The sequence below is a fragment of the Janthinobacterium aestuarii genome, assembly GCF_046113285.1.
Taxonomy (GTDB): domain Bacteria; phylum Pseudomonadota; class Gammaproteobacteria; order Burkholderiales; family Burkholderiaceae_D; genus Janthinobacterium.
The window spans coordinates 1,778,706-1,803,759 of sequence record NZ_CP142524.1 but is presented as its reverse complement, the minus strand read 5'-3'; the positions used below and the strand labels follow the sequence as shown (position 1 = coordinate 1,803,759).

Below are 25,054 nucleotides of genomic sequence, written 5' to 3'. Positions count from 1 at the left end.
CTGGCAAGGGGTATCAGCTACATTGCCCCGGCGGCTACGCCGGGGGACTACAGTGCTTACAGGTCCAGCAGCAGGCGTGCAGGATCTTCCAGCGCTTCTTTCATCGCCACCAGGCCCAGGACGGCTTCGCGGCCGTCGATGATGCGGTGGTCGTAGGACATGGCCAGGTAGTTCATCGGACGCACCACGATCTGGCCGTTTTCGACGACGGCGCGGTCCTTGGTCGCATGCACGCCCAGGATGGCCGATTGCGGCGGGTTGATGATCGGAGTCGACAGCATGGAGCCGAAGGTGCCGCCGTTCGAGATCGAGAACGTACCGCCCGTCAGGTCGTCCAGGGTCAGCTTGCCTTCCTTGGCTTTCGCGCCGAATTCACCGATTTTTTTCTCGATGTCGGCGATCGACAGCTGGTCCGCGTTGCGGATGATAGGCACGACCAGGCCGCGCGGCGAACCGACGGCGATACCGATGTCGAAGTAGCCGTGGTAAACGATGTCGTTGCCGTCAACGGAAGCGTTGATGATCGGGTACTTTTTCAGGGCAGCGACGGCGGCCTTGACGAAGAAGGACATGAAGCCCAGCTTGACGCCGTGCTCTTTCTCGAACTTGTCCTTGTACTTGTTGCGCAGGTCGATGACCGGCTGCATGTTCACTTCGTTGAACGTGGTCAGGATGGCATTCGTCGATTGCGATTGCAGCAGGCGCTCGGCGATACGTGCGCGCAGGCGGCTCATCGGCACGCGCTCTTCAGGGCGGTCGCCCAGATTGGCGGCCGACGGCGTGGCAACTTGTTGCAGCGCCGGCTTGGCAGCGGCTGGCGCCAGCGGCGCGACAGCTGGCTTGGCGGAAGCGGCCAGGGCGTCGCCCTTGGTCACGCGGCCGTCTTTGCCCGAACCGGCGACGTCGCCGGCGGACAGGCCTTTTTCGGACAGGATCTTGGCGGCGGCAGGCATGGCGACATCGCCTTTGGTCGCAGCAGCTGGCGCCGAAGCGCTGGCGGTATCTTGCGCGGCGGCAGCCAGGGCTGGCGCAGGCACGGCGGAGACTTCCATCGGGCTGACCTTGGCCGAGCCGTCGGTATCGATGATGGCGATGACTTCGCCGGCAACGACGGTGGCGCCGTTATCCTTGATGATTTGCACGATCACGCCAGCGGCCGGCGCCGGCAGTTCCAGCACTACTTTATCGGTTTCGATGTCGATCATGTTTTCGTCGCGCGCGACTGCTTCGCCGACTTTCTTGTGCCATGCCAGCAGGGTCGCTTCTGCAACCGATTCCGACAACTGGGGAACTTTGACTTCGATTTGTGCCATGTAAAACTCCGTTTATTTTGTTATTGCGGCGCCGCCCCTGCGTAGCAAGGGCGGCGCTCCGTCATGATGTATGCGAGCAGGCGCCATGCACTCGCATGGCGCCCCTTATCGAGCCACTTACTTGGTCAGGATAAAACCTTTCAGCTTCGAGAATGCCGTTTCCAGCAGGTCTTTTTGCTGGGCGTAGTGCTTGTCATAGTAACCGACAGCAGGCGACGCCGAAGCAGGACGGCCGGCGTAGGCCAGACGCTGACCCGATTCCAGGCCTTCGAAGATGTTGTGCTGGATCTGGAACCAGGCGCCCTGGTTTTGCGGCTCGTCCTGTGCCCAGACGACTTCGACCAGGTTCGGGAACTTCTTCAGTTCAGCAGCGAACGACTTGTGCGGGAACGGATACAGCTGTTCCAGGCGCACGATGGCCGTGTCGGTCTGGCCACGGGTCTTGCGTGCGTTGACCAGGTCGTAGTAGACCTTGCCCGAGCAGGCGACCACGCGCTTGACTTTCTTGGCGTCGATTTTGTCGTCGACTTCGCCGATGACGGTCTGGAAACCGCCCTTGGCCAGGTCGGTCAGCGGCGAACCGGCATCCTTGTTGCGCAGCAGCGACTTCGGCGTCAGGATGACCAGCGGCTTGCGGAACTGGCGCACCATCTGGCGGCGCAGCAAATGGAAGATCTGCGAAGCCGTCGTCGGCTGCACCACTTGCATGTTGTTGTCTGCGCACAGCTGCAGGAAACGCTCGGGACGCGCGGACGAGTGCTCAGGACCCTGGCCTTCGTAACCGTGCGGCAGCATCATGACCAGGCCCGAAGCGCGGCCCCACTTCACTTCGCCGGAGCTGATGAATTGGTCGATCACCACTTGCGCGCCGTTGGCGAAGTCGCCGAACTGGGCTTCCCAGATCGTCAGGGTGTTCGGTTCAGCGGTCGAGTAGCCGTATTCGAAGGCCAGTACGGCTTCTTCGGACAGCACCGAGTCGATGACGGTGAACGGCGCCTGGTTGTCCGACACGTTTTGCAGCGGAATGTAGGTACCTGCATCCCAACGCTCGCGGTTCTGGTCATGCAGCACGGCGTGGCGGTGCACGAAGGTGCCGCGGCCGGCATCCTGGCCCGTCAGACGGATGGCGTAGCCGGACGATACCAGCGATGCGTAGGCCAGGTGTTCGCCCATGCCCCAGTCCAGGTTCATTTCGCCGCGGCCCATGGTGGCACGGTCGCCCAGCACTTTTTCCACCAGCGAGTGGACCTTGAAGTCTTCCGGCACGGTGGTGATGCGGGTGGCCAGGCGTTTCAGTTCCGTCATCGGCACGGCGGTGTCGGCCGAATCGGTCCATTTCTTGTTCAGGAACGGCAGCCAGTCGACGGCATACTTGTTCTTGAAGTTCGAGATGACCGGATCGACGGTGTGCTTGCCGGCGTCCATGGCGTCGCGGAACGCGGCCACCATCTTGTCGCCGCCATCGGCAGGGATCACGCCTTGCGCCACCAGCTTGTCCGCGTACAGCTTGCGGGTGCCTGGATGCTGGCCGATCTTCTTGTACATCAGCGGCTGCGTCAGTGCCGGCGTATCTTGCTCGTTGTGGCCAAGCTTGCGGTAGCAGATGATGTCGAGGACGATGTCCTTCTTGAATTCCATGCGGTAGTCGAGCGCGATCTGCGTCGCCAGTACCACCGCTTCCGGATCATCGGCATTGATGTGCAGGACCGGTGCTTCGATCATCTTGACGACGTCCGAGCAGTACAGGGTCGAGCGTGCATCGCGCGGGTCCGAGGTGGTGAAACCGATCTGGTTGTTGATCACGATATGCACCGTGCCGCCGGTATGGTAGCCGCGGGTTTGCGCCAGATTCAGCGTTTCCATGACCACGCCCTGGCCGGCGAAAGCAGCATCGCCGTGCACCAGGATAGGCAGCACTTGCGCGCCCTGCGCGTCGCCGCGGCGGTCCATGCGGGCCTTGACGGAACCTTCGACCACAGGGTTGACGATTTCCAGGTGCGACGGGTTGAACGCCAGCGACAGGTGGACCGGGCCGCCTGCGGTGGAGATGTCCGACGAGAAGCCTTGATGGTATTTCACGTCGCCGGCTGGCAGGTCGTCGCCATGCTTGCCTTCGAATTCTTCGAACAGTTCCTGCGGCGCCTTGCCCAGGGTGTTCACCAGCACGTTCAGGCGGCCGCGGTGGGCCATGCCGATCACGATTTCCTGCACGCCTTTTTCGCCGGCGCGCTGGATGGTCTCATCCATCGAGGCGATGAAGGTTTCGCCGCCTTCCAGGGAGAAGCGCTTCTGGCCCACGTAGCGGGTGTGCAGATAGCGTTCCAGGCCTTCAGCCGCGGTGAGGCGGTCGAGGATGTGGATTTTCTTCTCTGGGGTGAAATTCGGGGTGGAGCGGATCGATTCCAGTTTCTCTTGCAGCCAGCGCTTTTCGGCCGGATCGGAGATGTACATGAATTCGGCGCCGATCGAACGCGTATAAGTATCGCGCAGATAGTTGAGCAGATCGCGCAGGGTGGCGGTCTCGGGGCCAAAATAGGTATTGCTGATGTTGAACACGGTGTCCATGTCCGCGTCGGTGAAACCGTAGAAGCTCGGCTCGAGCTCAGGGATCATCGGACGTTCCTGGCGTTGCAGCGGATCCAGGTTGGCCCAGTGCGAACCGAGGTAGCGGTAAGCGGCGATCAGCTGCGTGGCGGCGACGCGCTTGCGGCCCATTTCAGCATCGAAGGAAGCGGTCACTGTGCGGATCGGACCTGCTTTTGCGCGCTCGGCGAACGAGGCGACGACGGAGGCATGTGCCACGTCAGGCTTGTTGGTGCCATCGACGGCAGGCACGTGCTGCATTGCGTCGAAGTAGGAACGCCAGTTATCGGGTACCGAGCCTGGATTGTTCAGATACGCCTCGTACAGGTCTTCCACGTACGGAGCATTCCCACCGAACAGGTAGGAGTTGGTCGTTAATTGCTGCATATATTGCTCACCTTTCTTCGCGCTTCGCGAGGAATTAGCGGGTTAATCTAACCTTCCGCGACACGGCCTGACCGGTTAGCGGATTGCACATCAAGTTGTGGGGAAGGGCTTTTTTATTGCACCAGCATTCTGCATACCGTCATTTAGAATAGCACGCGGTATTGTAACGCAACAACTGCAAGTTGAATTTTATTTGGCAAGCAAATGTAAGCTGTGTTGTTGATTTTCCCGGGCTTGCAAGCCTGTCACTGTTGTGCTTACGGCACATCGGCGGCCCTGCCGGCGTGCCGCTTGCGCCCAACTGGTCTGCCCGGCAACGGCCCCGCCGCGATGGCCGCCAGCCAATCAGGATCGCCGGCAAACCACTCGACCAGAAAGTCGAGCATGGTGCGCAGCAGCGGCGACATGTGCTGGCGCGAAGTGTAGACACCATAGATGCCCATATCCTGCGGCACGTAAGCGGGCAGCAGTTCCACCAGCTGTCCGCTGGCGATCAGCGGCGCGGCCGAATAGCGCGGCTGCATGGCGATGCCCGCCCCCGCCACCGTGGCCACCAGCAGGACCAGCGACTCATTCGCCGACAGGCGGCCGCTGACGGGGACAGTGAGCGCTTCCCCGTCATGCGTAAATTGCCACAGGCTCTTGCCGAAATACGTGTACGTCAGACAGTTGTGCAGGGCCAGGTCTTCCGCCCGGCGCGGCGTGCCGTGCGCCGCCAGGTACGATGGTGCGGCGCACACCACCGACGCGCAGCTGGCTAGCTGGCGCGCGATCAGGTTCGGTTCGAGCGCGTTCGTGATGCGGATGGCCAGGTCGATGCGCTGTTCCACCAGGTTGACGGCCCGGTTCTCCATCTGCAGGTCGACGGCGGCGCGCGGGTAGCGCCGCAGGTAAGCGGTCACTGCGCCAGCGAGCGCCGTCTGCGCCAAGGATTGCGAGCAGGTGATGCGCAGCAAGCCGTGCGGCGTGTCGAGACCCTCGGGCGACGTGACGGCCATGGCGCCGGCCACGTCCAGCATCTGCCGGCAGCGCGCCAGGGTAGCCTCGCCCGCATCCGTCAGGCTCAGGCGGCGCGTGGTGCGATGCAACAGGCGCGCCCCCGCCCACTCTTCCATCTCGGCCAGGTAGCGCGTCACCATGGCGCGCGACATGTCGAGCGCCTCGCTGGCGGCCACCATGCTGCCCCGCTCGGCGATGGCGACGAATACTTGTGCGGCGGTGATACGGTCCATGCGCTACTCCCTTGATTCATCCGATCCATGCAACTAAGTATTGCAATCTACCCTATTTGTCGCGCCTGGTCGAAAGGATAATATGCGACATGAGCACCTAATGCAGAAAGAATAATATGTTTGCACGCGCCGCCCTTCCCTCCCGTACCTTGGAAACTTTCCAGCTGGATGTACTGGGCCGCGCACCGTCCACTTCGCTGCTGCTGAGCGGCGTGGCCGACGCCATCCTCGTCAATGCCCAGTTCCTGCGCGACGATGCGGCGCAGTTAGCGCACACCATCGCCGCCAGCGGCAAGCGCTTGATCACCATCTATATCAGCGCGGCCGAACCGCAAGCGTATTTCGGCCTGGGCGTGCTGCGCCAAGCCTTTCCGCAAGCCCGCATCCTCGCCAGCGGCGCCACGGTCGAGGCGATCCGCCGCCAGGCCGGCGCCAGGGTCGCCCACTGGGGCGGCATCCTCAAGCACAACGCGCCGCGCTGCATCGTCATGCCCCAGCCCTATGAGGGCACCAGCCTGCAGCTGGAAGGAAGACAGGTCGCGCTGCGCCAGCTGGAAGCGGCCTTGAACTGAGGCCGCTCCGGCCGGCTCTACAACGCGGTCAGGAAGCGCTCATACTCTTGCGCGCTGCGCGCCAGCCGCTCGGCATAGCCCGTTTCCTTCGGCCCGTCTTCCGCGCCATAGAAGGCAAAGAAGCGGCGGTTGTCGGCGCCGATATACGCCAGGGTGACATCGAACGGCGCCAGCAGCTGCGCCAGGGTGACGTGCCACTTGCCTTGCGGCGTGAAGTCTTCCTCGCGGATACCTGCCGTCACGCCCAGCGCCACCTTGCGGCCCCTGAAGGCGTCGCCGCCCGAGCCGTAGGCCCAGCCATACGCCAGCACCTCATCGAGCCACTGCTTGAGCAAGGGCGGGCAGTTGAACCAGTACACAGGGAACTGCAAGACCACATGGGCGTGCGATTCCACCAGCGCCTGCTCGCGCGCCACATCGATGTGCCCGTCCGGATAAGCCTGGTGCACGTCGTGGATGGTATAGCGGTCGGGATACCGCGCCAATTCCTGCAGCCAGCGCTTGTTGGCCACCGACGTGGCGATGGACGGATGGAAGACGATCACAAGGGTTTTCATCATGCTGCTTTCCTGAAAATGAGAGGGACGCACCGGCCCCGCCTTCTCAGGAAAGCAGGCAAGCCGATGCCCTGCCCCATGACGCGCCGCACGTGGCCGCGCGCCTCCAAGGGCAGAAACAGCATAGCCATGCTGGGTACTTTTCGCAAGTACGCACATTAACTGCTCATACCATACAAAAAGTAAGTTACCTGACTGTGAAAAAGCGCCTTGCCATGCGCATCCGCATCAGACTGGCTGGTGCCGCTCGCCCCACTCGCAGAGGGTATGCAGCACAGGGATCAGCGAGTCCCCCTTGCTGGAGAGCGAGTATTCCACCTTGGGCGGCACTTGCGGATACTCCTTGCGGACGATCAGCGCGTCCGCTTCCAGCTCCTTGAGCACGACGCTGAGGGTCTTGAAGGCGATGCCGCCCAGATGGCGCTTGAGTTCGTTATGCCGCAGCACCTTGTTTTCCGCCAGCGCGTACAGGATCAGCATCTTGTATTTCCCGCCGATCAGCGACAAGGTATAGCCAAATGCAGTATCGCCGAGGGCCACGCCGCCGGGGGCGCAGGTTTCTTCATTCATCGCGTTGTGCTTCCTGTTGATCAGAGTACGAGCATAACAGCCCGGCGGCCCCGGCTTGCGTCGAACACGCGCATAAAAAAACGGGCCGAAGCCCGTTTTTTTGTTTGCTCGATACCGCTCTGGATTAACGCTTGTCCAGTGGCAGCACTTCACGCGTGGTCGAACCGACGAACAGCTGGCGCGGACGGCCGATCTTTTGCTCTGGGTCGGCGATCATTTCGTTCCACTGGGCGATCCAGCCGATCGTACGGGCCATAGCGAAGATACCGGTGAACAGCGACACAGGGATGCCCAGCGCCGATTGCACGATGCCCGAGTAGAAGTCGACGTTCGGGTACAGTTTCCGCGACACGAAGTATTCGTCGTTCAGTGCAATCTTTTCCAGCTCCATCGCCAGCTTGAACAGCGGATCGTCTTGCAGACCCAGTTCTTGCAGCACTTCGTAGCAGGTTTCACGCATCAGCTTGGCGCGTGGATCGAAGTTCTTGTACACGCGGTGGCCAAAGCCCATCAGCTTGACGCCCGAGTTCTTGTCCTTGACTTGCGCGATGAAGGCAGGGATGTTCTCGACGGTGCCGATTTCTTTCAGCATGTTCAGTGCCGCTTCGTTGGCGCCGCCGTGGGCAGGGCCCCACAGGCAGGCGATACCGGCAGCGATACAGGCGAACGGGTTGGCGCCCGACGAACCGGCCAGACGGACGGTCGAAGTCGATGCGTTTTGCTCGTGGTCTGCATGCAGGATCAGGATGCGGTCCAGGGCGCGCACCAGCACGTCGTTGACCTTGTACTCTTCGCACGGGTTGGCGAACATCATGTGCATGAAGTTGGCGCTGTACGACAGGTCGTTGCGTGGGTACACGAACGGCTGGCCGACCGAGTACTTGTAGGTCATGGCGACCAGGGTTGGCATCTTGGCGATCAGGCGGATGGCCGACACTTCGCGGTGACGCGGGTCGTTGATATCCAGCGAGTCATGGTAGAACGATGCCAGCGCGCCGACGGTGCCCACCAGGACCGACATCGGATGCGCGTCGCGGCGGAAGCCGCGGAAGAAGAATTGCATCTGTTCGTGCACCATCGTGTGCTTGGTGACGGTGTCGACGAACTTGGCCTTCTGCGCCGCGTTCGGCAGTTCGCCGTTCAGCAGCAGGTAGCACGATTCCATGAAGTCGGCGTTGACGGCCAACTGTTCGATCGGGTAACCACGGTACAGCAGCTCGCCCTTGTCGCCGTCGATGTAGGTGATCGACGAGTTGCAGGCGGCCGTCGACATAAAGCCTGGGTCGTAGGTGAACTTGCCGCTACCGGCGTACAGTTTGCGGATGTCGATGACGTCCGGGCCAACTGTGCCTTTGTAGATTGGAAATTCAAGCGATGGGCTGCCATCGGAGAACGACAGGGTAGCTTTTGTGTCAGAGATATTCATGGGCTCTTCCTTCTCGGGAGTGAGTCGAAATTAAAATCAAAAATTCTGGCTGCAATTCGCACCGCATTCGGCAGTGCTACAGCGCGCCACTCGCACCGTTTGCAATATATCGCCCAGGCGTCTAGGCAATGCGCAGTCGTTGCAGCAGTGCGCGCACATGCGGCAGATCGACTTCGCCTTCCGGCTCTTTACGGGCCAGTACCAGATCCATTAACGCATTGTCCGACAAATCCAGCAAACGCGTCAGCGCGTCAACTTCTTCATCGGTCAATTCGGTTTCATACGCATCGAGAAAACGGGTCAGGATAATGTCGTTTTCCAGCAGGCCACGGCGTGAACGCCAGCGCAGGCGGGCGCGGTTGGCCGGGTCGGCCTGATGCGAGGACAAAATTGATTCTGTCATTTGGTTTACCACTTTACGTGTGCCTTGCGGCACGGTGCTGCTTTGCAGACGCCGCCTGCAGGCAAGAGAGGATACCCTCTTCCCGCAAACGGCGCCCGGCGGACGCGATCAGGAGGATCAGATCGCGCGGCGGACCATCAATTCCTTGATCTTGCCGATCGCCTTGTTCGGGTTCAAGCCTTTCGGGCAGACGTCGACGCAGTTCATGATCGAATGGCAGCGGAACAGGCGGTACGGGTCTTCCAGGTTGTCCAGACGCGCACCGGTGGCTTCGTCGCGCGAATCGGCGATGAAGCGGTAGGCTTGCAGCAGGCCGGCCGGGCCGACGAACTTGTCCGGATTCCACCAGAACGACGGGCACGACGTGGAGCAGCATGCGCACAGGATGCACTCGTACAGGCCATCGAGTTCTTCGCGCTGTTCCGGCGACTGCAGGCGCTCTTTTTCAGGCGGGATCGAATCGTTGATCAGGAACGGCTTGATCGAATCGTACTGCTTGAAAAATTGCGTCATGTCGACGATCAGGTCGCGGATGACCGGCAAGCCTGGCAACGGACGCAGCACGATAGGCTCCGACAGTTCGTTCAGGTTGGTGGTGCATGCCAGGCCGTTCTTGCCGTTGATGTTCATCGCGTCCGAACCGCACACGCCTTCGCGGCACGAGCGGCGCAGGGCCAGCGAGTCGTCGACGTCCGCCTTGATGCGCTGCAGTGCGTCGAGCAGCATCTTGTCGGTGTCTTTCAGTTCGACCGTCAGGTCTTGCATGTACGGCTTGGCATCCTGGTCAGGATCGTAGCGGTAGATTTTGAATTTAAGAGTGCGTGCCATGGTATAGCCTTAGAAAGTACGTGGTTTCGGTTTGAAGGTATCAACCGTCAGCGGCTTGGTCACGACCGGCTTGTATTCCAGTCGGTTGCCTTCCGAATACCACAGAGTGTGCTTCATCCAGTTCTCGTCGTCGCGTTGCGGATGGTCGTCCTGGGCGTGCGCGCCGCGCGATTCCTTGCGGGCCGCTGCCGAAACGATGGTCGCTTTCGCCGTTTCGATCAGGTTGTCCAGCTCCAGCGCTTCCACGCGGGCCGTGTTGAAGACCATCGATTTATCCTTGAAGGAGACGTGCTTGCGGCGCTCGTCGAGCTTCATGATTTCTTCGACGCCCTTGTTCAGCATCTCGTCGGTACGGAACACGCCGCAGTACTTCTGCATCGTTGCGCGGATGTCGTTGGCCACGCCCTGCACGGTTTCCGTGCCGGTCGAGTTTTCCAGGCGCGCCAGGCGGCCCATGGCGAAATCGGCAGCGTCGGCTGGCAAAGGCTTGTTTTCCTTGGCTTTCAGGCCGCTGTTGACGATGTGGTTGCCGGCCGCGCGGCCGAAGACCACCAGGTCGAGCAGCGAGTTCGTGCCCAGGCGGTTGGCGCCGTGCACGGAGACGCAGGCGCATTCGCCGATCGCGTACAGGCCGTTGACGACCTTGGCCGAATTGTCCGGACCGGTCGGGGTGACGACCTGGCCGTGGATGTTCGTCGGGATGCCGCCCATCTGGTAGTGAATCGTCGGCACGACAGGAATCGGTTCCTTGGTGGCGTCGACGTTGGCGAACTTGTGGCCGATTTCCAGGATCGACGGCAGGCGCTTGGCGATGGTGTCGGCGCCGATATGACGCAGGTCCAGCATCACGTGGTCCTTGTTCGGACCGCAGCCGCGGCCTTCCTTGATTTCCTGGTCCATCGAGCGCGAGACGAAGTCGCGCGGCGCCAGATCCTTCAGGGTCGGCGCATAGCGCTCCATGAAGCGTTCGCCTTCGCTATTGATCAGGATGCCGCCTTCGCCGCGCACGCCTTCGGTGATCAATACGCCCGCGCCGGCCACGCCGGTCGGGTGGAACTGCCAGAATTCCATGTCCTGCAGCGGCAGGCCGGCGCGCGCCGCCATGCCCATGCCGTCGCCGGTATTAATGAACGCATTCGTCGACGCGGCGAAGATGCGGCCTGCGCCGCCCGTTGCCATGACCGTCGTCTTTGCTTCCAGGATCATGCATTCGCCGGTTTCCATTTCCAGCGCGACAACACCGATCACGTCGCCTTCGGCGTCACGGATCAGGTCAAGTGCCATCCATTCGACGAAGAAGTGCGTACGGGCGCGCACGTTGCGCTGGTACAGCGTGTGCAACAGGGCGTGGCCGGTACGGTCGGCTGCCGCGCAAGCGCGCTGCACCGGCTTTTCGCCGAAGTGGGCCGTGTGGCCGCCGAACGGACGCTGATAGATGGTGCCGTCAGGGTTGCGGTCGAATGGCATGCCGAAGTGTTCAAGTTCGTACACGACCTTCGGTGCTTCGCGGCACATGAATTCGATGGCATCCTGGTCGCCCAGATAGTCGCCGCCCTTGACGGTGTCGAACATGTGCCAGAACCAGTTGTCTTCGGCCATGTTGCCGAGCGACGCGCCGATACCGCCCTGCGCTGCCACGGTGTGCGAGCGGGTCGGGAAGACTTTCGACAGAACTGCGACGTTCAGACCGGCTTCAGCCAGCTGCAACGACGCGCGCATGCCGGAACCGCCGGCGCCAACGATGACCGCATCAAAGCGGCGGGTAGGGATTGCAGATTTATATGCTGCCACGATTACACACTCCAGAGTATCTGTACCGTCCAGCCGGCACAAGCGATCAACCACAGCATGGTGGCAATTTGCAGGGTCAGACGGAGGCCAGCGCTTTTCACGTAGTCCATCCAGATGTCGCGTACGCCGACCCATGCGTGGTAGAACAGGGCGACGAAGGTCACCAGGCTGAACAATTTAAACCACTGCTGTGCGAACAGACCGGCCCAGCCTTCATAGCTGAAGTTGCTGCCGGTCAGGAAAGAAATAAGCAGGATGGCCACATAAGCCACCATGACGATGGCGGTGACGCGTTGCGCCAGCCAGTCGCGCAAGCCGTAATGGGCACCGACGACGAGGCGTTTCGGTCCGATATTATTGTCTGCCATGTTTAAAATACTCCAAACAGTTTCAAAGCGACCAAAGCCGTCAACACCAGGCTCACGACCAGCACGGACGACGCGGTCTTGCGGGCCGAATCTTTTTCGATGGCAACGTGCACATCCATGAACAGGTGACGGATACCGGCGCAGAAGTGGTGCAGGAAGGCCCAGACCAGACCCAGGGTGATCAGCTTGACGAACCAGTGCGAGGCGATGCCCTGGAAGTAGGCATAGGACATTTCGGAACGCAGGCTCAGTTCCAGCATGTACAGTATGCATGGCAGCAAGGCGAAAATGATGAAACCGCTGATGCGATGCAGGATCGAGACGATGGCGCCGACAGCCATGCGGTAGTTCGACAATTCGGTAACATGAATGTTACGGAATTGCGGCCGTTCTTTTTTTGGTACTTCTCTTACGGCTTCAGACATAACAAAAACCTCCCCTTTGAATTTCAACTAAATATTGAAGCCGCGATTTTCGCCGATTTTCGCAACCCATACCAATATCTATTGTTACATATAACCAAAATGGTTTTTTACTACAAAATACCGCGCTACTTTCCGTAGTTCACGTAATTTAATTACAGAATCGCTGGCAAAACACGGCCCGCCGGGGGCGGGCCATGTTGTCGCTGCGCTTTCCGTTGTCTCCGTAGCCCGCCTTGCGACAGGCATCTTGCAAGCGATGCACTTCAGCCTTGCCGCTTGTGCGGACACCCGCAGGCGCCCCGCAGCTTCAGCTGAGTTCATTCTGATAATGGTGGCGACTGGTCAGGTACAAGCCCCGGCGCAGTTCGACCGGCTTGTCGCCGTAGGTAAACGACACGCGCTCGGAACTGAGCAAGGGCGTGCCGAGGTCGATATTCAACAGTTGCGCGGCGCCCGCGTCGGCGCACACGGCGCGGATCTGCTCGGACGCGCGTATCATGCGCGTGCCGAATTCCGTTTCGAACAGGCCGTACATGGGCCCCTTGTATTCCACCAGGCGCTCGGCCGTCAGACCCTTGAAGATCAGGCCGGGCAGCCACAGCTCTTCGACGATGGTCGGCACGCCGTCGAAATACTGGACGCGCTTGATGAAGATGACGGCGTCGCCGGACTTCAGGTCCATCAGGCGCGCCACGTCGGCCGGCGCGCGCACGCGCTTGACTTCGATGAATTTGCTTTCGGGATAATGCGGCACGCCTTCGTCCGGCACCAGGCGCAGGAAGCGGAAATGCGCGCGCGCCTCATGGTGGGTGGAAACGAAAGTGCCCTTGCCCTGGCGGCGCATGACGAGATTCTCGGCGGCCAGTTCATCGATGGCCTTGCGCACCGTGCCCTGGCTGACCTTGAAGCGGCCGGCCAGCTCGACCTCGCTGGGAATGAGCTCGCCCGGTTTCCATTCGCCCGATTGCAGGCTTTGCGTGATGAGCGCCTTGATCTGCTGGTACAGGGGACTGAAGGTGGGCGAAGCAGTGACTGCAGGCACGGCGGAAGCAGTGGTATTGCTGGCGGCCGTCACGGTGACTGGCGTACTGGCCGCCGCGGGGACGGGCGTGGCCGGGGTGCCCGCGGTCGGACTGACCGCCCCGCTTGCAGCAGTGGCATTGTTGGTCAGATTGGACGAGGCGGAATTCATAGTCCGACATTTCAACACAAATCACTGCCCGCGTCCAGTAAAACAGACGCGGTTATCTGTCTTATATAAGACATAAGATATGATTGACAGATAGAGATCGGAGGCCTAAACTGCCCTCGATAAAACATGTGAGCCCGCGTTTTATGTTGTCGGCCAGCCACTCTGGCTTCGTGCAGCACGAGCGTGACGGCAGCGTACACCAGCAATTCGGTGGCGCGGGCCGGTTTTGGTATCATTATAGTTTTTCCGGATAAGCGTAAGCCCAGCTTCAAGCCCGTTTTCTTTCCCATTTTTGGAGATTCATCATGGCTAAAACCCCAATGCGTGTTGCAGTGACCGGCGCCGCCGGCCAGATCGGCTACGCCCTGTTGTTCCGCATCGCCAATGGCGACATGCTCGGCAAAGACCAGCCTGTCATCTTGCAACTGCTTGAAATCCCGGACGAAAAAGCCCAGAAGGCGCTCAAGGGCGTGATGATGGAAATCGACGACTGCGCCTTCCCGCTGCTGACGGAAATGACCGCCCACTCCGATCCGCTGACCGCCTTCAAGGATGTCGACGTGGCCGTACTGGTTGGCGCGCGTCCACGCGGCCCAGGCATGGAACGCAAGGACCTGCTGGAAGCGAACGCGCAGATCTTCACGGTGCAAGGCAAGGCGCTCGACGCCGTCGCTTCGCGCAACGTCAAAGTGCTGGTGGTCGGCAACCCTGCCAACACCAACGCCTACATCGCCATGAAATCGGCGCCATCGCTGCCGGCGAAAAACTTCACCGCCATGCTGCGCCTGGACCACAACCGCGCGCTGTCGCAAGTCGCTGCCAAGACCGGCACCGCCGTGAAAGACATCGAAAAGCTGACCGTGTGGGGCAACCACTCGCCAACGATGTACGCCGACTACCGCTTCGCCACCGTCAACGGCAAGGCTGTGAAAGACCTGATCAACGACCAGGAATGGAACGCCAACGTGTTCCTGCCAACCGTCGGCAAGCGCGGCGCGGCCATCATCGAAGCGCGCGGCCTGTCGTCGGCAGCGTCGGCAGCGAACGCCGCCATCGACCACATCCATGACTGGATGCTGGGCACGAACGGCAAGTGGACCACCATGGGCGTTCCTTCGGATGGCTCGTATGGCATCCCGGAAGGCACCGTGTTCGGCTTCCCGGTCACCACCGACAACGGTGAGTACACGATCGTTCAAGGTCTGGAAATCGATGCATTCTCGCAAGAGCGCATCAACCTGACCCTGAAAGAACTGACCGAAGAGCGCGAAGGCGTGAAACACCTGCTGGCCTAAGTCCAGTTCTGGCGGCGCGGCGCAAACGTGCCGCCCGCCACGAAGGCCGCCCCGCGAGATTCGCGGCGCGGCTGTTTTATCAAGTAGTCTTTACCTGCAGAAATGCCTTAAGCATGCACCCTTCCGAGGTTTTATTCCAAGGCAAACGCCAGCCGCTGTTGCTCGCCGCTTGCGACCACTACGCCGGCTCTGAAAAGCTGATGCGTAAATCGATTGCTTTGCAACAAGAGCTTGGTCCCCTGTTCGACATCACATTTGACTGCGAAGACGGCGCCAGCGCCGGCAATGAAGAATCCCACGCCCTGATGATCGCCGGCCTGCTGGCCAGCGACGACAACCAGTTCAACCGCATCGGCGTGCGCGTGCACGACGTCGACAGCCCGTTTTTCGCGCGCGACGTGGAAATCATCTGCACGGCCGCATCCCGCCTGGCCTACATCGCCGTGCCCAAGGTGGCCGGCGTGCAGGACGCCATGCTGGCCATCGACCTGATCAACCTGCACGCGCGCCGCGCCGGCCGCGACAACCTGCCCGTGCACATCCTGATCGAGACGCACGGCGCGCTGCGCGACGCCTATGCGATCGCCGCCCTGCCCCAGGTCGAATGCCTGTCCTTCGGCATCATGGATTTCGTCTCGGCCCACTACGGCGCCATTCCCGCCGCCGCCATGCGCACGCCGGGCCAGTTCACGCACCCGCTGGTGGTGCGCGCCAAGCTCGAAGTGGCGGCCGCCTGCCACGCGCACGGCAAGGTGGCGTCGCATAACGTGACGACGGACGTGCGCGATTCGGCCGTGGTGGCCAACGACGCCCAGCGCGCGACAGCCGAGTTCGGCTACACGCGCATGTGGAGCATCCACCCGGACCAGATCAAGCCCATCATCAAGGCCTTTACGCCGCGCCTGTCCGAAGTCAACGAGGCCAGCAACATCCTCAACGAAGCGCTGCGCGCCAACTGGGGGCCGATTGCGCAAAATGGCCGCTTGCACGACCGCGCCAGCTACCGATATTATTGGACCGTTTTGCAACGCGCCAAACTGGCGGGCCTCGGCCTGCCCGAGGCGGCTGCTGCATTACTCAACACCCCCTCTTCCAGCACCACTGAAAACTGACAGGAATTACACGATGTCCCTCTCCAAATTAGCAATTGCCTGCAGCGTCGCGCTGGGCGCCATGACCCTCACGCTGGCGCCAGCCAGCTTCGCCGCCACGGCAGAGGCAAATCCCAAGGCCGTCAAGGCCAAGCCAAAGGCCAAGGCCGCCAAGGCAAAAGCTGCCGCCAAGGAAGCCCATCCGCTCGCCATGTCGGTCGCCGACAAGGAAGAAGCCGATGAACCGAACACGGCAGGCTCGGCCTCCACCGATTTCAATTGTGAACTTGGTAATAAAATTACCATCTACACCAATGCTACTGACGACAAACACATCGCCCTGCGCTGGAAGAAGCGCCTGCACCGCCTGAGCCGCGTTGGCACCACCACCGGCGCCAACCGCTTCGAGAACCGTCTGTATGGTCTCGTGTGGATCGGCATCCCGGCCAAAGGCATGCTGCTCGACTCCAAGCAGGGCCGCCAGCTGGCCAATGAATGCAAGGATGCGGAGCAAGCCAAGCCGGCGGCAGTGGTGGAAGCCGCGCCATCGCTGGGCGTGCTGCCGGCGACCGGCGGCTGATGTGCGTAGCAAGGGCCTCTTCGGGGGCTCAGTCATGTTTTGTAATTTGAATAATCAATAAGACGATACCCAACAAGGAGAGGTCATGTCCCGCAACACTCTGAACACGCTCAAGGACTTTAATATTTCGGACAGCAAGAAGGGCAAGCTGTATTCCCTGCCTGCGCTGGAAAAAAGCCTGGGCATCAATGTCTCCCGCCTGCCAGTGTCGATTCGCATCGTGCTCGAATCGGTATTGCGCAACTGCGACGGCAAAAAAGTCACCGAAGAACACGTCAAGCAATTGGCGAGCTGGGGCCCGACCGCCGAGCGCACCGACGAGATCCCGTTCGTAGTGGCGCGCGTCGTGCTGCAAGACTTCACCGGCGTACCGCTGCTGGCCGACCTGGCAGCGATGCGCAACGTGGCCGCCAAGATGGGCATCAACGCCAAGAAGATCGAACCGCTGGTGCCGGTCGACCTGGTGGTCGACCACTCGGTCACCATCGATCACTACCGCGAAAAGAAAGCGCTGGACCTGAACATGAAACTGGAATTCTCGCGTAACAACGAGCGTTACCAGTTCATGAAATGGGGCATGCAGGCATTCGACACCTTCGGCGTCGTGCCGCCGGGCTTCGGCATCGTCCACCAGGTCAACCTGGAATACCTGGCGCGCGGCGTGCACCACGCAGGCAAGAAAGCCGGCGACGTGTACTACCCTGACACCCTGGTCGGCACCGACTCGCACACCACCATGATCAACGGCATCGGCGTAGTCGGCTGGGGCGTGGGCGGCATCGAGGCGGAAGCCGGCATGCTGGGCCAGCCGGTCTACTTCCTGACGCCGGACGTCATCGGCGTAAACCTGTCCGGCGCGCTGCGCGAAGGCTGCACCGCCACCGATCTGGTACTGACGATTACCGAATTGCTGCGCAAAGAGAAAGTCGTCGGCAAGTTCGTCGAATTCTTCGGCGAAGGCACTGAGTCCTTGACCCTGACGGACCGCGCGACGATCGCCAACATGGCACCGGAATACGGCGCGACCATGGGCTTCTTCCCCGTCGACGAAGCGACCATCGACTACTTCAAGGGCACCGGCCGCAGCAAGGCTGAAATCGCCGCGTTCGAAGGCTACTTCAAGGCGCAGAACCTGTTCGGCGTGCCAAAAGCGGGCGACATCGACTACACCCGCGTGGTGGAACTGAACCTGGCATCGGTCGCTCCGTCGCTGGCCGGCCCGAAACGCCCGCAAGACCGTATCGAAATCGGCAACGTCAAGGCCAACTTCGCCGAGCTGTTCGCCAAGCCGACGACCGAAAACGGCTTCAACAAGAACCCGGCCGACCTGGCTGCCGTGTACGAAACGACGAACGGCGTGAAAGTGTCGAACGGTGACGTGCTGATCGCCGCGATCACCTCGTGCACCAACACCTCGAACCCGAGCGTGATGCTGGCTGCCGGCCTGCTGGCCAAGAAAGCCGTGGAAGCCGGCCTGAAGGTCGCGCCGCACATCAAGACATCGCTGGCTCCCGGCTCGCGCGTCGTGACCGAGTACCTGACGGCCGCCGGCCTGCTGCCCTACCTGGAAAAACTGGGCTTCGGCGTGACCGCCTACGGCTGCACCACCTGTATCGGCAATGCGGGCGACCTGACGCCCGAGCTGAACGCAGCGATTGCCACGCACGACATCGTCGCGTCGGCCGTGCTGTCGGGCAACCGCAACTTCGAAGCGCGTATCCACCCGAACATCCGCTCGAACTTCCTCGCTTCGCCACCGCTGGTCGTCGCTTACGCCATCGCCGGCAACATGACGCGCGACCTGATGACGGAACCTGTCGGCAAGGGCAAGGGCGGCAAGGACGTCTACCTGGGCGACATCTGGCCGACCTCGGCTGAAGTGTCGGCCATGATGAAGTTCGCCATGAACGCCAAGGTATTCAAGGACAACTACGCCGACGTCAAGGGCGCGCCAGGCAAGCTGTGGGAAAAAGTCACCACCGTGTCCGGTCAAGTCTACAACTGGCCGAAATCGACCTACATCGCGGAACCGCCGTTCTTCGACAACTTCTCGATGACACCAGCGGCTGTGGCCACCGGCATCGAAGGCGCGCGCGCACTGGGCGTGTTCGGCGATTCCATCACCACCGACCACATCTCGCCAGCCGGCTCGATCCAGGAAAACGGTCCTGCAGGCAAATGGCTGAAGGAAAACGGCGTCCTGAAAGCGGACTTCAACTCCTACGGCTCGCGCCGCGGCAACCATGAAATCATGATGCGCGGCACGTTCGCCAACGTGCGTATCAAAAACCGCATGATCCCTGCCAAGGCGGACGGTTCGGCGGTCGAAGGCGGCATCACGATCCACCAGCCTTCCGGTGAAGAAATGTCGATCTACGACGCAGCGATGAAATATGTTGCTGAAGGCACGCCAACCATGGTCTTCGGCGGCGAAGAGTACGGTACGGGCTCGTCGCGCGACTGGGCAGCCAAGGGCACCCAGCTGCTGGGCGTGAAAGCCGTGATCACCCGTTCGTTCGAGCGCATCCACCGCTCGAACCTGGTGGGCATGGGCGTGCTGCCGCTGCAATTCATCGGCGACGACAGCGTGCAGACGCTGGGCATCACCGGCAATGAAACCTTCGACCTGAAAGGCCTCGAAGGCGAAATCAAGCCACAGCAACTGGCTACCCTGGTGATCCACCGCGCCGACGGCAGCAGCCAGGAAGTCAAAGTCCTGCTGCGCATCGATACGCCGATCGAAGTCGATTACTACAAGCATGGCGGTATCCTGCCATTCGTGCTGCGTCAACTGCTGGCAGAGTAAGCAGCCCAGCTGTGAGGTAAGATCAAAGCGCCGGTTTCAACCGGCGCTTTTTTTCGCCCCTGCGCCCCGTTCCGACTTGAAATTTCGACTATTGGCATGATCTAAGGACAGCTTACGTATTGCGTGCGGCTGAATCCTCTACAATACGGTTATAAGGGTTTATCATTGTTTGACTGATCCATTTTTTTCACTTTCCGAGACTCTTATCCCGCTATGCGTCGTCCTTCCAAAGATTCATCCCATAAACTGACTGCCGACAGCCAGCGCCTGGTCACCTTTGCCCAGGCGATCGTACAGGCAGCCAGCCGTCTCGAAGAGCGGTCCTGGGAACACAGCCTGGATACGCAGCTCCAGAAATTACTCAAAACCGGCCACCAGGACACCATCGACAACACCCTGGGCAGCCTGTTCAAGGAAGACTTGAACGCCTACGACGTGCTGATGGACTGCGTTGAAGCCATCAGCGAATCGACCGTCGTCACGCATGAAGACGTGCGCTACGACGCCCTGCTCGTCGCCGTGCCCATCCTTGCGTGGACGCGCTTTTCCATCGCCTCCGGCCCCATGGCCGGCGACGCGCACGGCGTGCTGTCCGCACATTTCGCCGCCCACCTGCTGGCCGATGGCACGAAGATGGCCATGGCGCCAACCCTGTACTCGATCGATCAGTTGCCGCGCAGCCACGTCGAGACCTATGCCAAGACGCAAAAGCTGGCCCTGGCCGCCCTGAAGGGCACGGCCGTCAAGCCCTCCAGCAAAGAAGCGGAAACGGCACCCTTCCTGGCCGATACGCGCTACCTGCTGGTGGCCGTGGTGGCGCCTGCCGGCGCACCGCTGTTCCGCTGGCAGACGCCTTCGAGCCAGCTCGACTTCATCGCCGAGCGCAGCGCCGCCCTGGAACAATGGCGCACGCAGGCGACGCCGACCATCGCCCGCCTGCTGCCCGGCTGCGGCCTGGAATTGCTGCTGCCGGAAGCGTACTACGTGGCCTGCCGCGAAGCGGACAAGCTGATACGTCCCGTGTCCGTGCGCGCCGCCGTGCACTACCTGACGCACACGCTGGCCATCGAACCGTCGGAACTGCGCGCCGTGATCGCCGGCTTCGGCGAAGAGGCGGCCGACGGCCAGGTCGACGAGTACCGCATCGCCTTCACCCTGCGCCAGGCGCCGGACGTCATCTACGGCATCGTCTGGCCCCTGTACGGCCAGGAAGACGAGGATGGCACGCCGATCGAAGGCCTGATCCAGGTCGGCATCGCCGCGCTGGACAAGCAAAAGACGCCCGTCGATGAAATCATCGAACACCTGAACGCCGCCGGCGTGACGCAGATCAAGCGCCACGCGGAACGTTTTGTCGGAGAGTATTGCGACGACTGCGGCGCCCCCCTGTTTGCCGACCCGGTCGGCGAGCTGGCGCATGCGGAAATGCCGGAAGATACGCCGCAGGGTACCGAGCATTTCCATTGATGCGGGCTTGTCGGATTACGCGCGCAGCGCTAATCCGACCTACAATGCCGGCATAGGCCGTAGGTCAGATTAGCCGGAACGGCGTAATCCGACTACGGTTTGAAGAGGTGTCGATGCAATAGGTGTCGATGCAATGGTTGAAAGGCAGGCCGTAGGTCGGATTAGCCGGAACGGCGTAATCCGACAACAGTATTGGCTGTCCAGTCCTAAAATAGGTTGACAGTATTTATTGCTGCACAAACGCCCGATGCACCGCATCGGGCGTTTTGTACTTCAAGGCCGTATGTGGTCGTTCCTGGTTGTATATCCGCACCGATTGCGCCACCATTTTGCTCGCCTGTTTCAGGTCTGCAGGTCGATTCAGCAAGAACTCGCCTTTCAGAATGCCGTTGATACGTTCGGCCAGCGCATTCTGATAGCAGTCGTAGCCGTCGGTCATGGAGCAAGTCAGTCCATGACGACGATGAATTTCTTGATAGTAAGTCGAGCAGTACTGGATGCCCCTGTCTGAATGATGGATCAGCGGCGTCTTGCGCTGTCGTGCTCGCAGGGCCATCTTCAAGGCCTCGCTGACCTCTTCGGTTTGCAGGCTTGCGTGCACGTGATAGCCCACGATCTTGCGCGAATACGCATCCGTTACCAAGCTCAGATAGACGAATTTTCCGGCGGTCGGGAGATACGTGATATCGGCTACCCACACCTGCTCCGGCCGCGTGGCGAGCACTTGTCCCGGCCCCTCCCTGAGTAAATTGGGATGGCGCCGGAAGCGGTGATGGCTATTCGTGGTCTTATGATAGGCCCGCTGTGGTTGCACCAGCAGCCGCTCCTGGCGCAAGATATCAAAGAGTCCATCGCGTCCCAATTTGATTTTTGCACCGGAAAAGGCTGCACCGAGCATGCTGTGCAGCTTGCGCGTGCCGATGCGTGGCTGGCGCAGGCGTATCGGCTGCACCAGCTTGACGACAGTTTGCGCCCTGTCCAGGCAATGTCGCTCGCGCTGACGGCGCTGGTAATACGCTTGGCGGCTGATGCCGACACAGCGGCAGGCCCGTTCGACGCTTAATCCTTCGACTTGCTTGCGCGCGATGACCTGCCCAAAGGCTTTTTTACCGGCACCCCGTATTCGTCACGCAGAACGTCGAGAACCGCCTCGAACAGCGCGGATTTCTGTTTTTCTTCCTTGAGCTGACGCTCCAGCTCCTTGATGCGCTGCTCTGGCGTCAGTGGCCTGGCTGGTGTGTCTGTCATGGTCGCTCTCCGTTGGCTTCGGCCCCTGGGATGCGTCCAATCCTGCAGGCCGTGTTTGCGACACCATACCAAAACTGTCGACCGACCCTGTATTCCGTAGCGCGTTTGCGCCTGCTTGTACGTCATCTCGCCTTTTTCAACCTGCTCGACAACGCTCAATTTAAAAGCCAGGCTGTAATCTCGCTGACTGCGTCGAAACCCTTGTTCCATCGGACACTCCTTCTCTGTAACGAAAAAGTGTCAACTTATTCCAGGATGGGTCAGGCGCATAAAAAAGGCGGAACCCCGGTTCCGCCTTTTTCATTTCAACGTCATTTAAAACACTATCACCACTGCGAGAACGGGTGGCGGATCAGGTTGGCATTGTAGTAGCGCGCATCGCCCGACACTTCCGCGCCTATCCATTCCGGCTTCTCGAAGGGCTGGTCTTCCGAGGCCAGTTCGATCTCGGCCACGAGCAAGCCCGCATTGACGCCCAGGAACTCGTCGACTTCCCATACCATGCCCGCGTGTTCGATGCGGTGGCGGTACTTTTCGATCAGCGGCTGTTCGCACAGGCCGTCGAGCAGTTCGACGGCGTCGGCCAGCGGGATCGGATACTCCCACTCGCCGCGCGTCGTGCCCACGTTGGCGCCCTTGATGGTCAGCATCGCCTGTTCGCCCTCGATGCGCACGCGCACCACGCGCTCGCGCGCGGACGACAGGTAGCCCTGGCGCAGCAGTACCGCCTGCCCCAGGCCGCGCCAGGCGTCGCCGGCCAGCAGGAATTTACGCTCGATCTCGACGCCCATGATCAAGGCCGCTCAATCGAGCGACAGCAGGATAGGCTGCAGCATGGCCGCGCCCAGGGCCGCGCTGCGCGCGCCGTTCCAGCCCACGCTTGGGTCCGGCAAGTCGGCATTTTCCTTGAACGGCATTTCCAGCGTCAGCGCCAGACAGCCGAAGTGGTGGCCGATGTATTTCGACGCCAGGGTCAGCATGTCCGACTTGTACTTGCTGGCCGCATAGCCGAACTTGTCCTGGAAGTCGGGGCTGGCCTGCTTGTAGCGCTCGATGAAGGCTTTCTGGTGCGCCGCTTGCGCCGGTGTGAAGTTTTCCAGCATTTCGTTGCCGGCCACAAAGTTGTACGGCAGCGCCTCATCGCCGTGGATATCGAAGAACATGTCGACGCCCGTTTCGTGGATCTTGTTTTTCACGCACAGCACTTCCGGGCTGGATTCCAGCGATGGCGTCATCCATTCGCGGTTCAGGTTGGCGCCAGCCGCATTCGTGCGCAGGTTGCCGCGAATCGAGCCGTCCGGGTTCATGTTCGGCACGATGTGGAACACGGCGCGCTGCAAGAGTTTGCGTGCGATCGGGTTGGCGTCGTCGAGCAGCGAGTCGATCAAGCCTTCGACGAACCATTCGGCCATCGATTCGCCCGGATGCTGGCGCGCGATGACCCAGATTTTCTTTTGCGCCTGCGGATTGCCGATGGTAACCATGTTCATGTCGCGGCCATCGACCGTGCTGCCCAGGTCCGATACGCGCGCCAGCGGATGCTCGGCCACTTCGCCCAGCAGGCGCAAATGGCGTTCCCACGAGTACGGTTCGAAGTAGGCGTAGTACACGCTGTCAAGTTCCGGCGTGTGCGAGATCGTCATGACCTGGCCGTCGAACGTCGTCGGCACGCGGAACCAGTTTTCGCTGTCGTAGCTGGCCACGGCCTGGTAGTCTTCATAGCCGGCCGGATAGGTGGCCTGGCCCGCGTTCAGGAAGCGCATCGTGCATGCCTGGCCGCGCGCGCCCTGCAGGCGGAAGTGGAACCACTGGTGGATGTCGGCGTGGCTATCCTTGCGCAAGTTCAGGTCGATAGCGCCGGCGCTGGTGGCGCTCACCACGTCGATGGCGCCCGAGTCGAAGTTCTGGCTGATTTTAATGGTCATGTAATGATCCCGTCCGAATGTAAGTGTGCCGGCGTCGCCTCGCGGGCGGCCGCCGTTGCGCTAAACGCAGTGTAAGCTATCCCTCTATTTTCCGCCCTTTGTCCCCGTTCGCAAAGCCTGGCCGGCCGATTCGTGCACCATTCCGGGGCATCGATGGAAAAGCGGGGGTCAAAAGCGCGAAAAATCGGTCTACTGTCGCATCCACCGGACAAAAAACTGAATTGTAACAATGCCAGACACATTAGCGGGCCATCGCGCCCCTATAATTCCTGCTTTCATAGAGTCGCCAGGAAAGAGTCGTGGACAAGAAGTTGACCAATATTCAGGAAAGAAAGTTGCGCGAGGCGCAGGCGCGGCGCGAACACATCATCGACGTCGTCAAAGACCTCATCAAAAAGGGTGGCGCGCGCGCCGTCTCCATCCGCAAGGTGGCCGAGGCGGCAGGATTTTCCACCACCGTCGTGTACGCCCTGTTCCGCGACAAGGCCACCCTGATCGCCCAGGCCATGGACAAGGATTTGCTGGAACTGGTACGCGCCATGCGCACCGCCTGCGCCAACAGCATGGACCCATGGGAACGCATCAGCCTGGTCGGCCGCGCCTACATCGAGTACGGCTTCCAGCATCCGGACGAGTATTCGCTGATCTTCATGGAGCTGCGTCCGCACGCGGAAGTCGACGCCGTCGAAGTGGAACACGGCAATATCGAGCAAGACCCGTATGCCTACGCGCTGCACCTGTTCGGCGAACTGGCGCAAACGGGTCAGGTACGCCAGGACGAGCCGGCGCTGCACACGATGACGCAAATCTTTTGGCAGTCTCTGCACGGCCTCGTTTCCCTGCGCATCGTCATGGATGCGGGCGACCCATGGACGCCGCACCTGGAAATGAACGCACATATCGACGACCTGCTCGCTGTCGTCACGGCAGGCATCCGCCTGCGCTTTGCACCGTCCTCGTGACGTTTGACCCAGCGCAAACCGCCCGGACGGAAA

The 25,054-nt window shown here is 61.0% G+C and carries 22 protein-coding genes; 7 read left to right on the top strand and 15 right to left on the bottom strand.

The window, feature by feature from the left end; genetic code table 11:
* Positions 1–56: 56 nt before the first annotated feature.
* The 3 genes from odhB to OX462_RS08040 form a co-directional block, all read right to left on the bottom strand.
* Positions 57–1,313 (bottom strand): 2-oxoglutarate dehydrogenase complex dihydrolipoyllysine-residue succinyltransferase, encoded by a 1,257-nt coding sequence (gene odhB, locus OX462_RS08050; protein WP_070219196.1) that lies wholly within the window; start codon positions 1,311–1,313, stop codon positions 57–59.
* Between the two features lie 117 nt (positions 1,314–1,430).
* Positions 1,431–4,283, bottom strand: a complete 2,853-nt coding sequence (locus OX462_RS08045; RefSeq protein WP_046685725.1) for a 2-oxoglutarate dehydrogenase E1 component — start codon at positions 4,281–4,283, stop codon at positions 1,431–1,433.
* A 257-nt stretch (positions 4,284–4,540) separates the two neighbouring features.
* Positions 4,541–5,515, bottom strand: a complete 975-nt coding sequence (locus OX462_RS08040; protein ID WP_099410108.1) for a LysR family transcriptional regulator — start codon at positions 5,513–5,515, stop codon at positions 4,541–4,543.
* A 116-nt stretch (positions 5,516–5,631) separates the two neighbouring features.
* Between OX462_RS08040 and OX462_RS08035 the strand changes: the two genes are divergently transcribed.
* Positions 5,632–6,087, top strand: coding sequence for an MBL fold metallo-hydrolase (locus tag OX462_RS08035; RefSeq protein ID WP_099410107.1), 456 nt, complete (start codon positions 5,632–5,634; stop codon positions 6,085–6,087).
* 17 nt (positions 6,088–6,104) lie between these two features.
* On the opposite strand, the gene OX462_RS08030 is transcribed toward OX462_RS08035, so the two are convergent.
* From OX462_RS08030 to OX462_RS07990, 9 genes are all read right to left on the bottom strand, one after another.
* Positions 6,105–6,647, bottom strand: coding sequence for an NAD(P)H-dependent oxidoreductase (locus OX462_RS08030; RefSeq protein ID WP_409028149.1), 543 nt, complete (start codon positions 6,645–6,647; stop codon positions 6,105–6,107).
* Between the two features lie 225 nt (positions 6,648–6,872).
* The gene (locus tag OX462_RS08025) at positions 6,873–7,214 is read right to left on the bottom strand and encodes a winged helix-turn-helix transcriptional regulator (RefSeq protein WP_099410105.1); all 342 of its coding nucleotides are present in this window, start codon (positions 7,212–7,214) and stop codon (positions 6,873–6,875) included.
* 124 nt (positions 7,215–7,338) lie between these two features.
* The gene (gltA, locus tag OX462_RS08020; RefSeq protein ID WP_034752071.1) at positions 7,339–8,640 is read right to left on the bottom strand and encodes a citrate synthase; all 1,302 of its coding nucleotides are present in this window, start codon (positions 8,638–8,640) and stop codon (positions 7,339–7,341) included.
* 121 nt (positions 8,641–8,761) lie between these two features.
* Positions 8,762–9,043 (bottom strand): FAD assembly factor SdhE, encoded by a 282-nt coding sequence (locus tag OX462_RS08015; protein ID WP_034752073.1) that lies wholly within the window; start codon positions 9,041–9,043, stop codon positions 8,762–8,764.
* Positions 9,044–9,160: 117 nt separating this feature from the next.
* The gene (locus tag OX462_RS08010; protein WP_034752075.1) at positions 9,161–9,871 is read right to left on the bottom strand and encodes a succinate dehydrogenase iron-sulfur subunit; all 711 of its coding nucleotides are present in this window, start codon (positions 9,869–9,871) and stop codon (positions 9,161–9,163) included.
* A 9-nt stretch (positions 9,872–9,880) separates the two neighbouring features.
* Positions 9,881–11,662, bottom strand: a complete 1,782-nt coding sequence (sdhA, locus tag OX462_RS08005; RefSeq protein ID WP_070219191.1) for a succinate dehydrogenase flavoprotein subunit — start codon at positions 11,660–11,662, stop codon at positions 9,881–9,883.
* Between the two features lie 2 nt (positions 11,663–11,664).
* On the bottom strand, positions 11,665–12,030 hold the full coding sequence (sdhD, locus tag OX462_RS08000; protein WP_034752078.1) for a succinate dehydrogenase, hydrophobic membrane anchor protein: 366 nt from the start codon (positions 12,028–12,030) through the stop codon (positions 11,665–11,667).
* A gap of 2 nt (positions 12,031–12,032) precedes the next feature.
* Positions 12,033–12,455: a succinate dehydrogenase, cytochrome b556 subunit gene (gene sdhC / locus OX462_RS07995; RefSeq protein WP_034752080.1), complete on the bottom strand. Its 423-nt coding sequence runs from the start codon at positions 12,453–12,455 to the stop codon at positions 12,033–12,035.
* Between the two features lie 307 nt (positions 12,456–12,762).
* On the bottom strand, positions 12,763–13,647 hold the full coding sequence (locus tag OX462_RS07990; protein WP_083286946.1) for a GntR family transcriptional regulator: 885 nt from the start codon (positions 13,645–13,647) through the stop codon (positions 12,763–12,765).
* A 305-nt stretch (positions 13,648–13,952) separates the two neighbouring features.
* Here OX462_RS07990 and OX462_RS07985 point away from each other — a divergent pair, with 305 nt between their 5' ends.
* The 5 genes from OX462_RS07985 to OX462_RS07965 all read left to right on the top strand — a co-directional run bounded on the left by OX462_RS07985 (position 13,953) and on the right by OX462_RS07965 (position 20,886).
* Positions 13,953–14,942: a malate dehydrogenase gene (locus OX462_RS07985; protein WP_070219190.1), complete on the top strand. Its 990-nt coding sequence runs from the start codon at positions 13,953–13,955 to the stop codon at positions 14,940–14,942.
* Between the two features lie 113 nt (positions 14,943–15,055).
* The gene (locus OX462_RS07980) at positions 15,056–16,054 is read left to right on the top strand and encodes an HpcH/HpaI aldolase/citrate lyase family protein (RefSeq protein WP_099410103.1); all 999 of its coding nucleotides are present in this window, start codon (positions 15,056–15,058) and stop codon (positions 16,052–16,054) included.
* 13 nt (positions 16,055–16,067) lie between these two features.
* The gene (locus tag OX462_RS07975) at positions 16,068–16,613 is read left to right on the top strand and encodes a hypothetical protein (protein ID WP_070219188.1); all 546 of its coding nucleotides are present in this window, start codon (positions 16,068–16,070) and stop codon (positions 16,611–16,613) included.
* An 85-nt stretch (positions 16,614–16,698) separates the two neighbouring features.
* A complete protein-coding gene (gene acnA, locus OX462_RS07970) occupies positions 16,699–19,419 on the top strand; it encodes an aconitate hydratase AcnA (RefSeq protein WP_070310013.1) in 2,721 nt (906 codons plus the stop codon).
* A 213-nt stretch (positions 19,420–19,632) separates the two neighbouring features.
* Positions 19,633–20,886, top strand: coding sequence for a DUF2863 family protein (locus tag OX462_RS07965; protein ID WP_070219186.1), 1,254 nt, complete (start codon positions 19,633–19,635; stop codon positions 20,884–20,886).
* A gap of 226 nt (positions 20,887–21,112) precedes the next feature.
* On the opposite strand, the gene OX462_RS07960 is transcribed toward OX462_RS07965, so the two are convergent.
* The 3 genes from OX462_RS07960 to OX462_RS07950 all read right to left on the bottom strand — a co-directional run bounded on the left by OX462_RS07960 (position 21,113) and on the right by OX462_RS07950 (position 24,059).
* Positions 21,113–22,344, bottom strand: a protein-coding gene (locus tag OX462_RS07960) for an IS3 family transposase (RefSeq protein WP_254670581.1) whose coding sequence is annotated in 2 segments (ribosomal slippage) — positions 21,113–21,976 and positions 21,979–22,344 — 1,230 coding nt in all. Because the reading frame shifts where the segments join, the coding sequence is not laid out codon by codon here.
* Positions 22,345–22,460: 116 nt separating this feature from the next.
* Positions 22,461–22,925 (bottom strand): CYTH domain-containing protein, encoded by a 465-nt coding sequence (locus OX462_RS07955; RefSeq protein WP_409028148.1) that lies wholly within the window; start codon positions 22,923–22,925, stop codon positions 22,461–22,463.
* Positions 22,926–22,937: 12 nt separating this feature from the next.
* Positions 22,938–24,059 (bottom strand): M14 family metallopeptidase, encoded by a 1,122-nt coding sequence (locus OX462_RS07950; RefSeq protein WP_409028147.1) that lies wholly within the window; start codon positions 24,057–24,059, stop codon positions 22,938–22,940.
* 299 nt (positions 24,060–24,358) lie between these two features.
* On the opposite strand from OX462_RS07950, the gene OX462_RS07945 reads away from it, so the two are divergent.
* The gene (locus OX462_RS07945) at positions 24,359–25,021 is read left to right on the top strand and encodes a TetR/AcrR family transcriptional regulator (RefSeq protein ID WP_121670135.1); all 663 of its coding nucleotides are present in this window, start codon (positions 24,359–24,361) and stop codon (positions 25,019–25,021) included.
* The last annotated feature ends 33 nt before the right edge of the window (positions 25,022–25,054 follow it).

Excerpts from the sequence above, each read along its gene's own strand:
- OX462_RS08035 (WP_099410107.1), top strand. The coding sequence starts at position 5,632 with ATGTTTGCACGCGCCGCCCTTCCCTCCCGTACCTTGGAAACTTTCCAG.
- OX462_RS07990 (WP_083286946.1), bottom strand. The coding sequence starts at position 13,647 with ATGAATTCCGCCTCGTCCAATCTGACCAACAATGCCACTGCTGCAAGC.
- OX462_RS08045 (WP_046685725.1), bottom strand. The coding sequence starts at position 4,283 with ATGCAGCAATTAACGACCAACTCCTACCTGTTCGGTGGGAATGCTCCG.
- odhB (WP_070219196.1), bottom strand. The coding sequence starts at position 1,313 with ATGGCACAAATCGAAGTCAAAGTTCCCCAGTTGTCGGAATCGGTTGCA.
- OX462_RS07965 (WP_070219186.1), top strand. The coding sequence starts at position 19,633 with ATGCGTCGTCCTTCCAAAGATTCATCCCATAAACTGACTGCCGACAGC.
- sdhC (WP_034752080.1), bottom strand. The coding sequence starts at position 12,455 with ATGTCTGAAGCCGTAAGAGAAGTACCAAAAAAAGAACGGCCGCAATTC.
- OX462_RS08010 (WP_034752075.1), bottom strand. The coding sequence starts at position 9,871 with ATGGCACGCACTCTTAAATTCAAAATCTACCGCTACGATCCTGACCAG.
- sdhD (WP_034752078.1), bottom strand. The coding sequence starts at position 12,030 with ATGGCAGACAATAATATCGGACCGAAACGCCTCGTCGTCGGTGCCCAT.
- OX462_RS08040 (WP_099410108.1), bottom strand. The coding sequence starts at position 5,515 with ATGGACCGTATCACCGCCGCACAAGTATTCGTCGCCATCGCCGAGCGG.
- OX462_RS07975 (WP_070219188.1), top strand. The coding sequence starts at position 16,068 with ATGTCCCTCTCCAAATTAGCAATTGCCTGCAGCGTCGCGCTGGGCGCC.
- OX462_RS07955 (WP_409028148.1), bottom strand. The coding sequence starts at position 22,925 with ATGGGCGTCGAGATCGAGCGTAAATTCCTGCTGGCCGGCGACGCCTGG.
- OX462_RS07980 (WP_099410103.1), top strand. The coding sequence starts at position 15,056 with ATGCACCCTTCCGAGGTTTTATTCCAAGGCAAACGCCAGCCGCTGTTG.
- OX462_RS07950 (WP_409028147.1), bottom strand. The coding sequence starts at position 24,059 with ATGACCATTAAAATCAGCCAGAACTTCGACTCGGGCGCCATCGACGTG.
- gltA (WP_034752071.1), bottom strand. The coding sequence starts at position 8,640 with ATGAATATCTCTGACACAAAAGCTACCCTGTCGTTCTCCGATGGCAGC.
- acnA (WP_070310013.1), top strand. The coding sequence starts at position 16,699 with ATGTCCCGCAACACTCTGAACACGCTCAAGGACTTTAATATTTCGGAC.
- OX462_RS08015 (WP_034752073.1), bottom strand. The coding sequence starts at position 9,043 with ATGACAGAATCAATTTTGTCCTCGCATCAGGCCGACCCGGCCAACCGC.
- OX462_RS08030 (WP_409028149.1), bottom strand. The coding sequence starts at position 6,647 with ATGATGAAAACCCTTGTGATCGTCTTCCATCCGTCCATCGCCACGTCG.
- OX462_RS08025 (WP_099410105.1), bottom strand. The coding sequence starts at position 7,214 with ATGAATGAAGAAACCTGCGCCCCCGGCGGCGTGGCCCTCGGCGATACT.
- OX462_RS07985 (WP_070219190.1), top strand. The coding sequence starts at position 13,953 with ATGGCTAAAACCCCAATGCGTGTTGCAGTGACCGGCGCCGCCGGCCAG.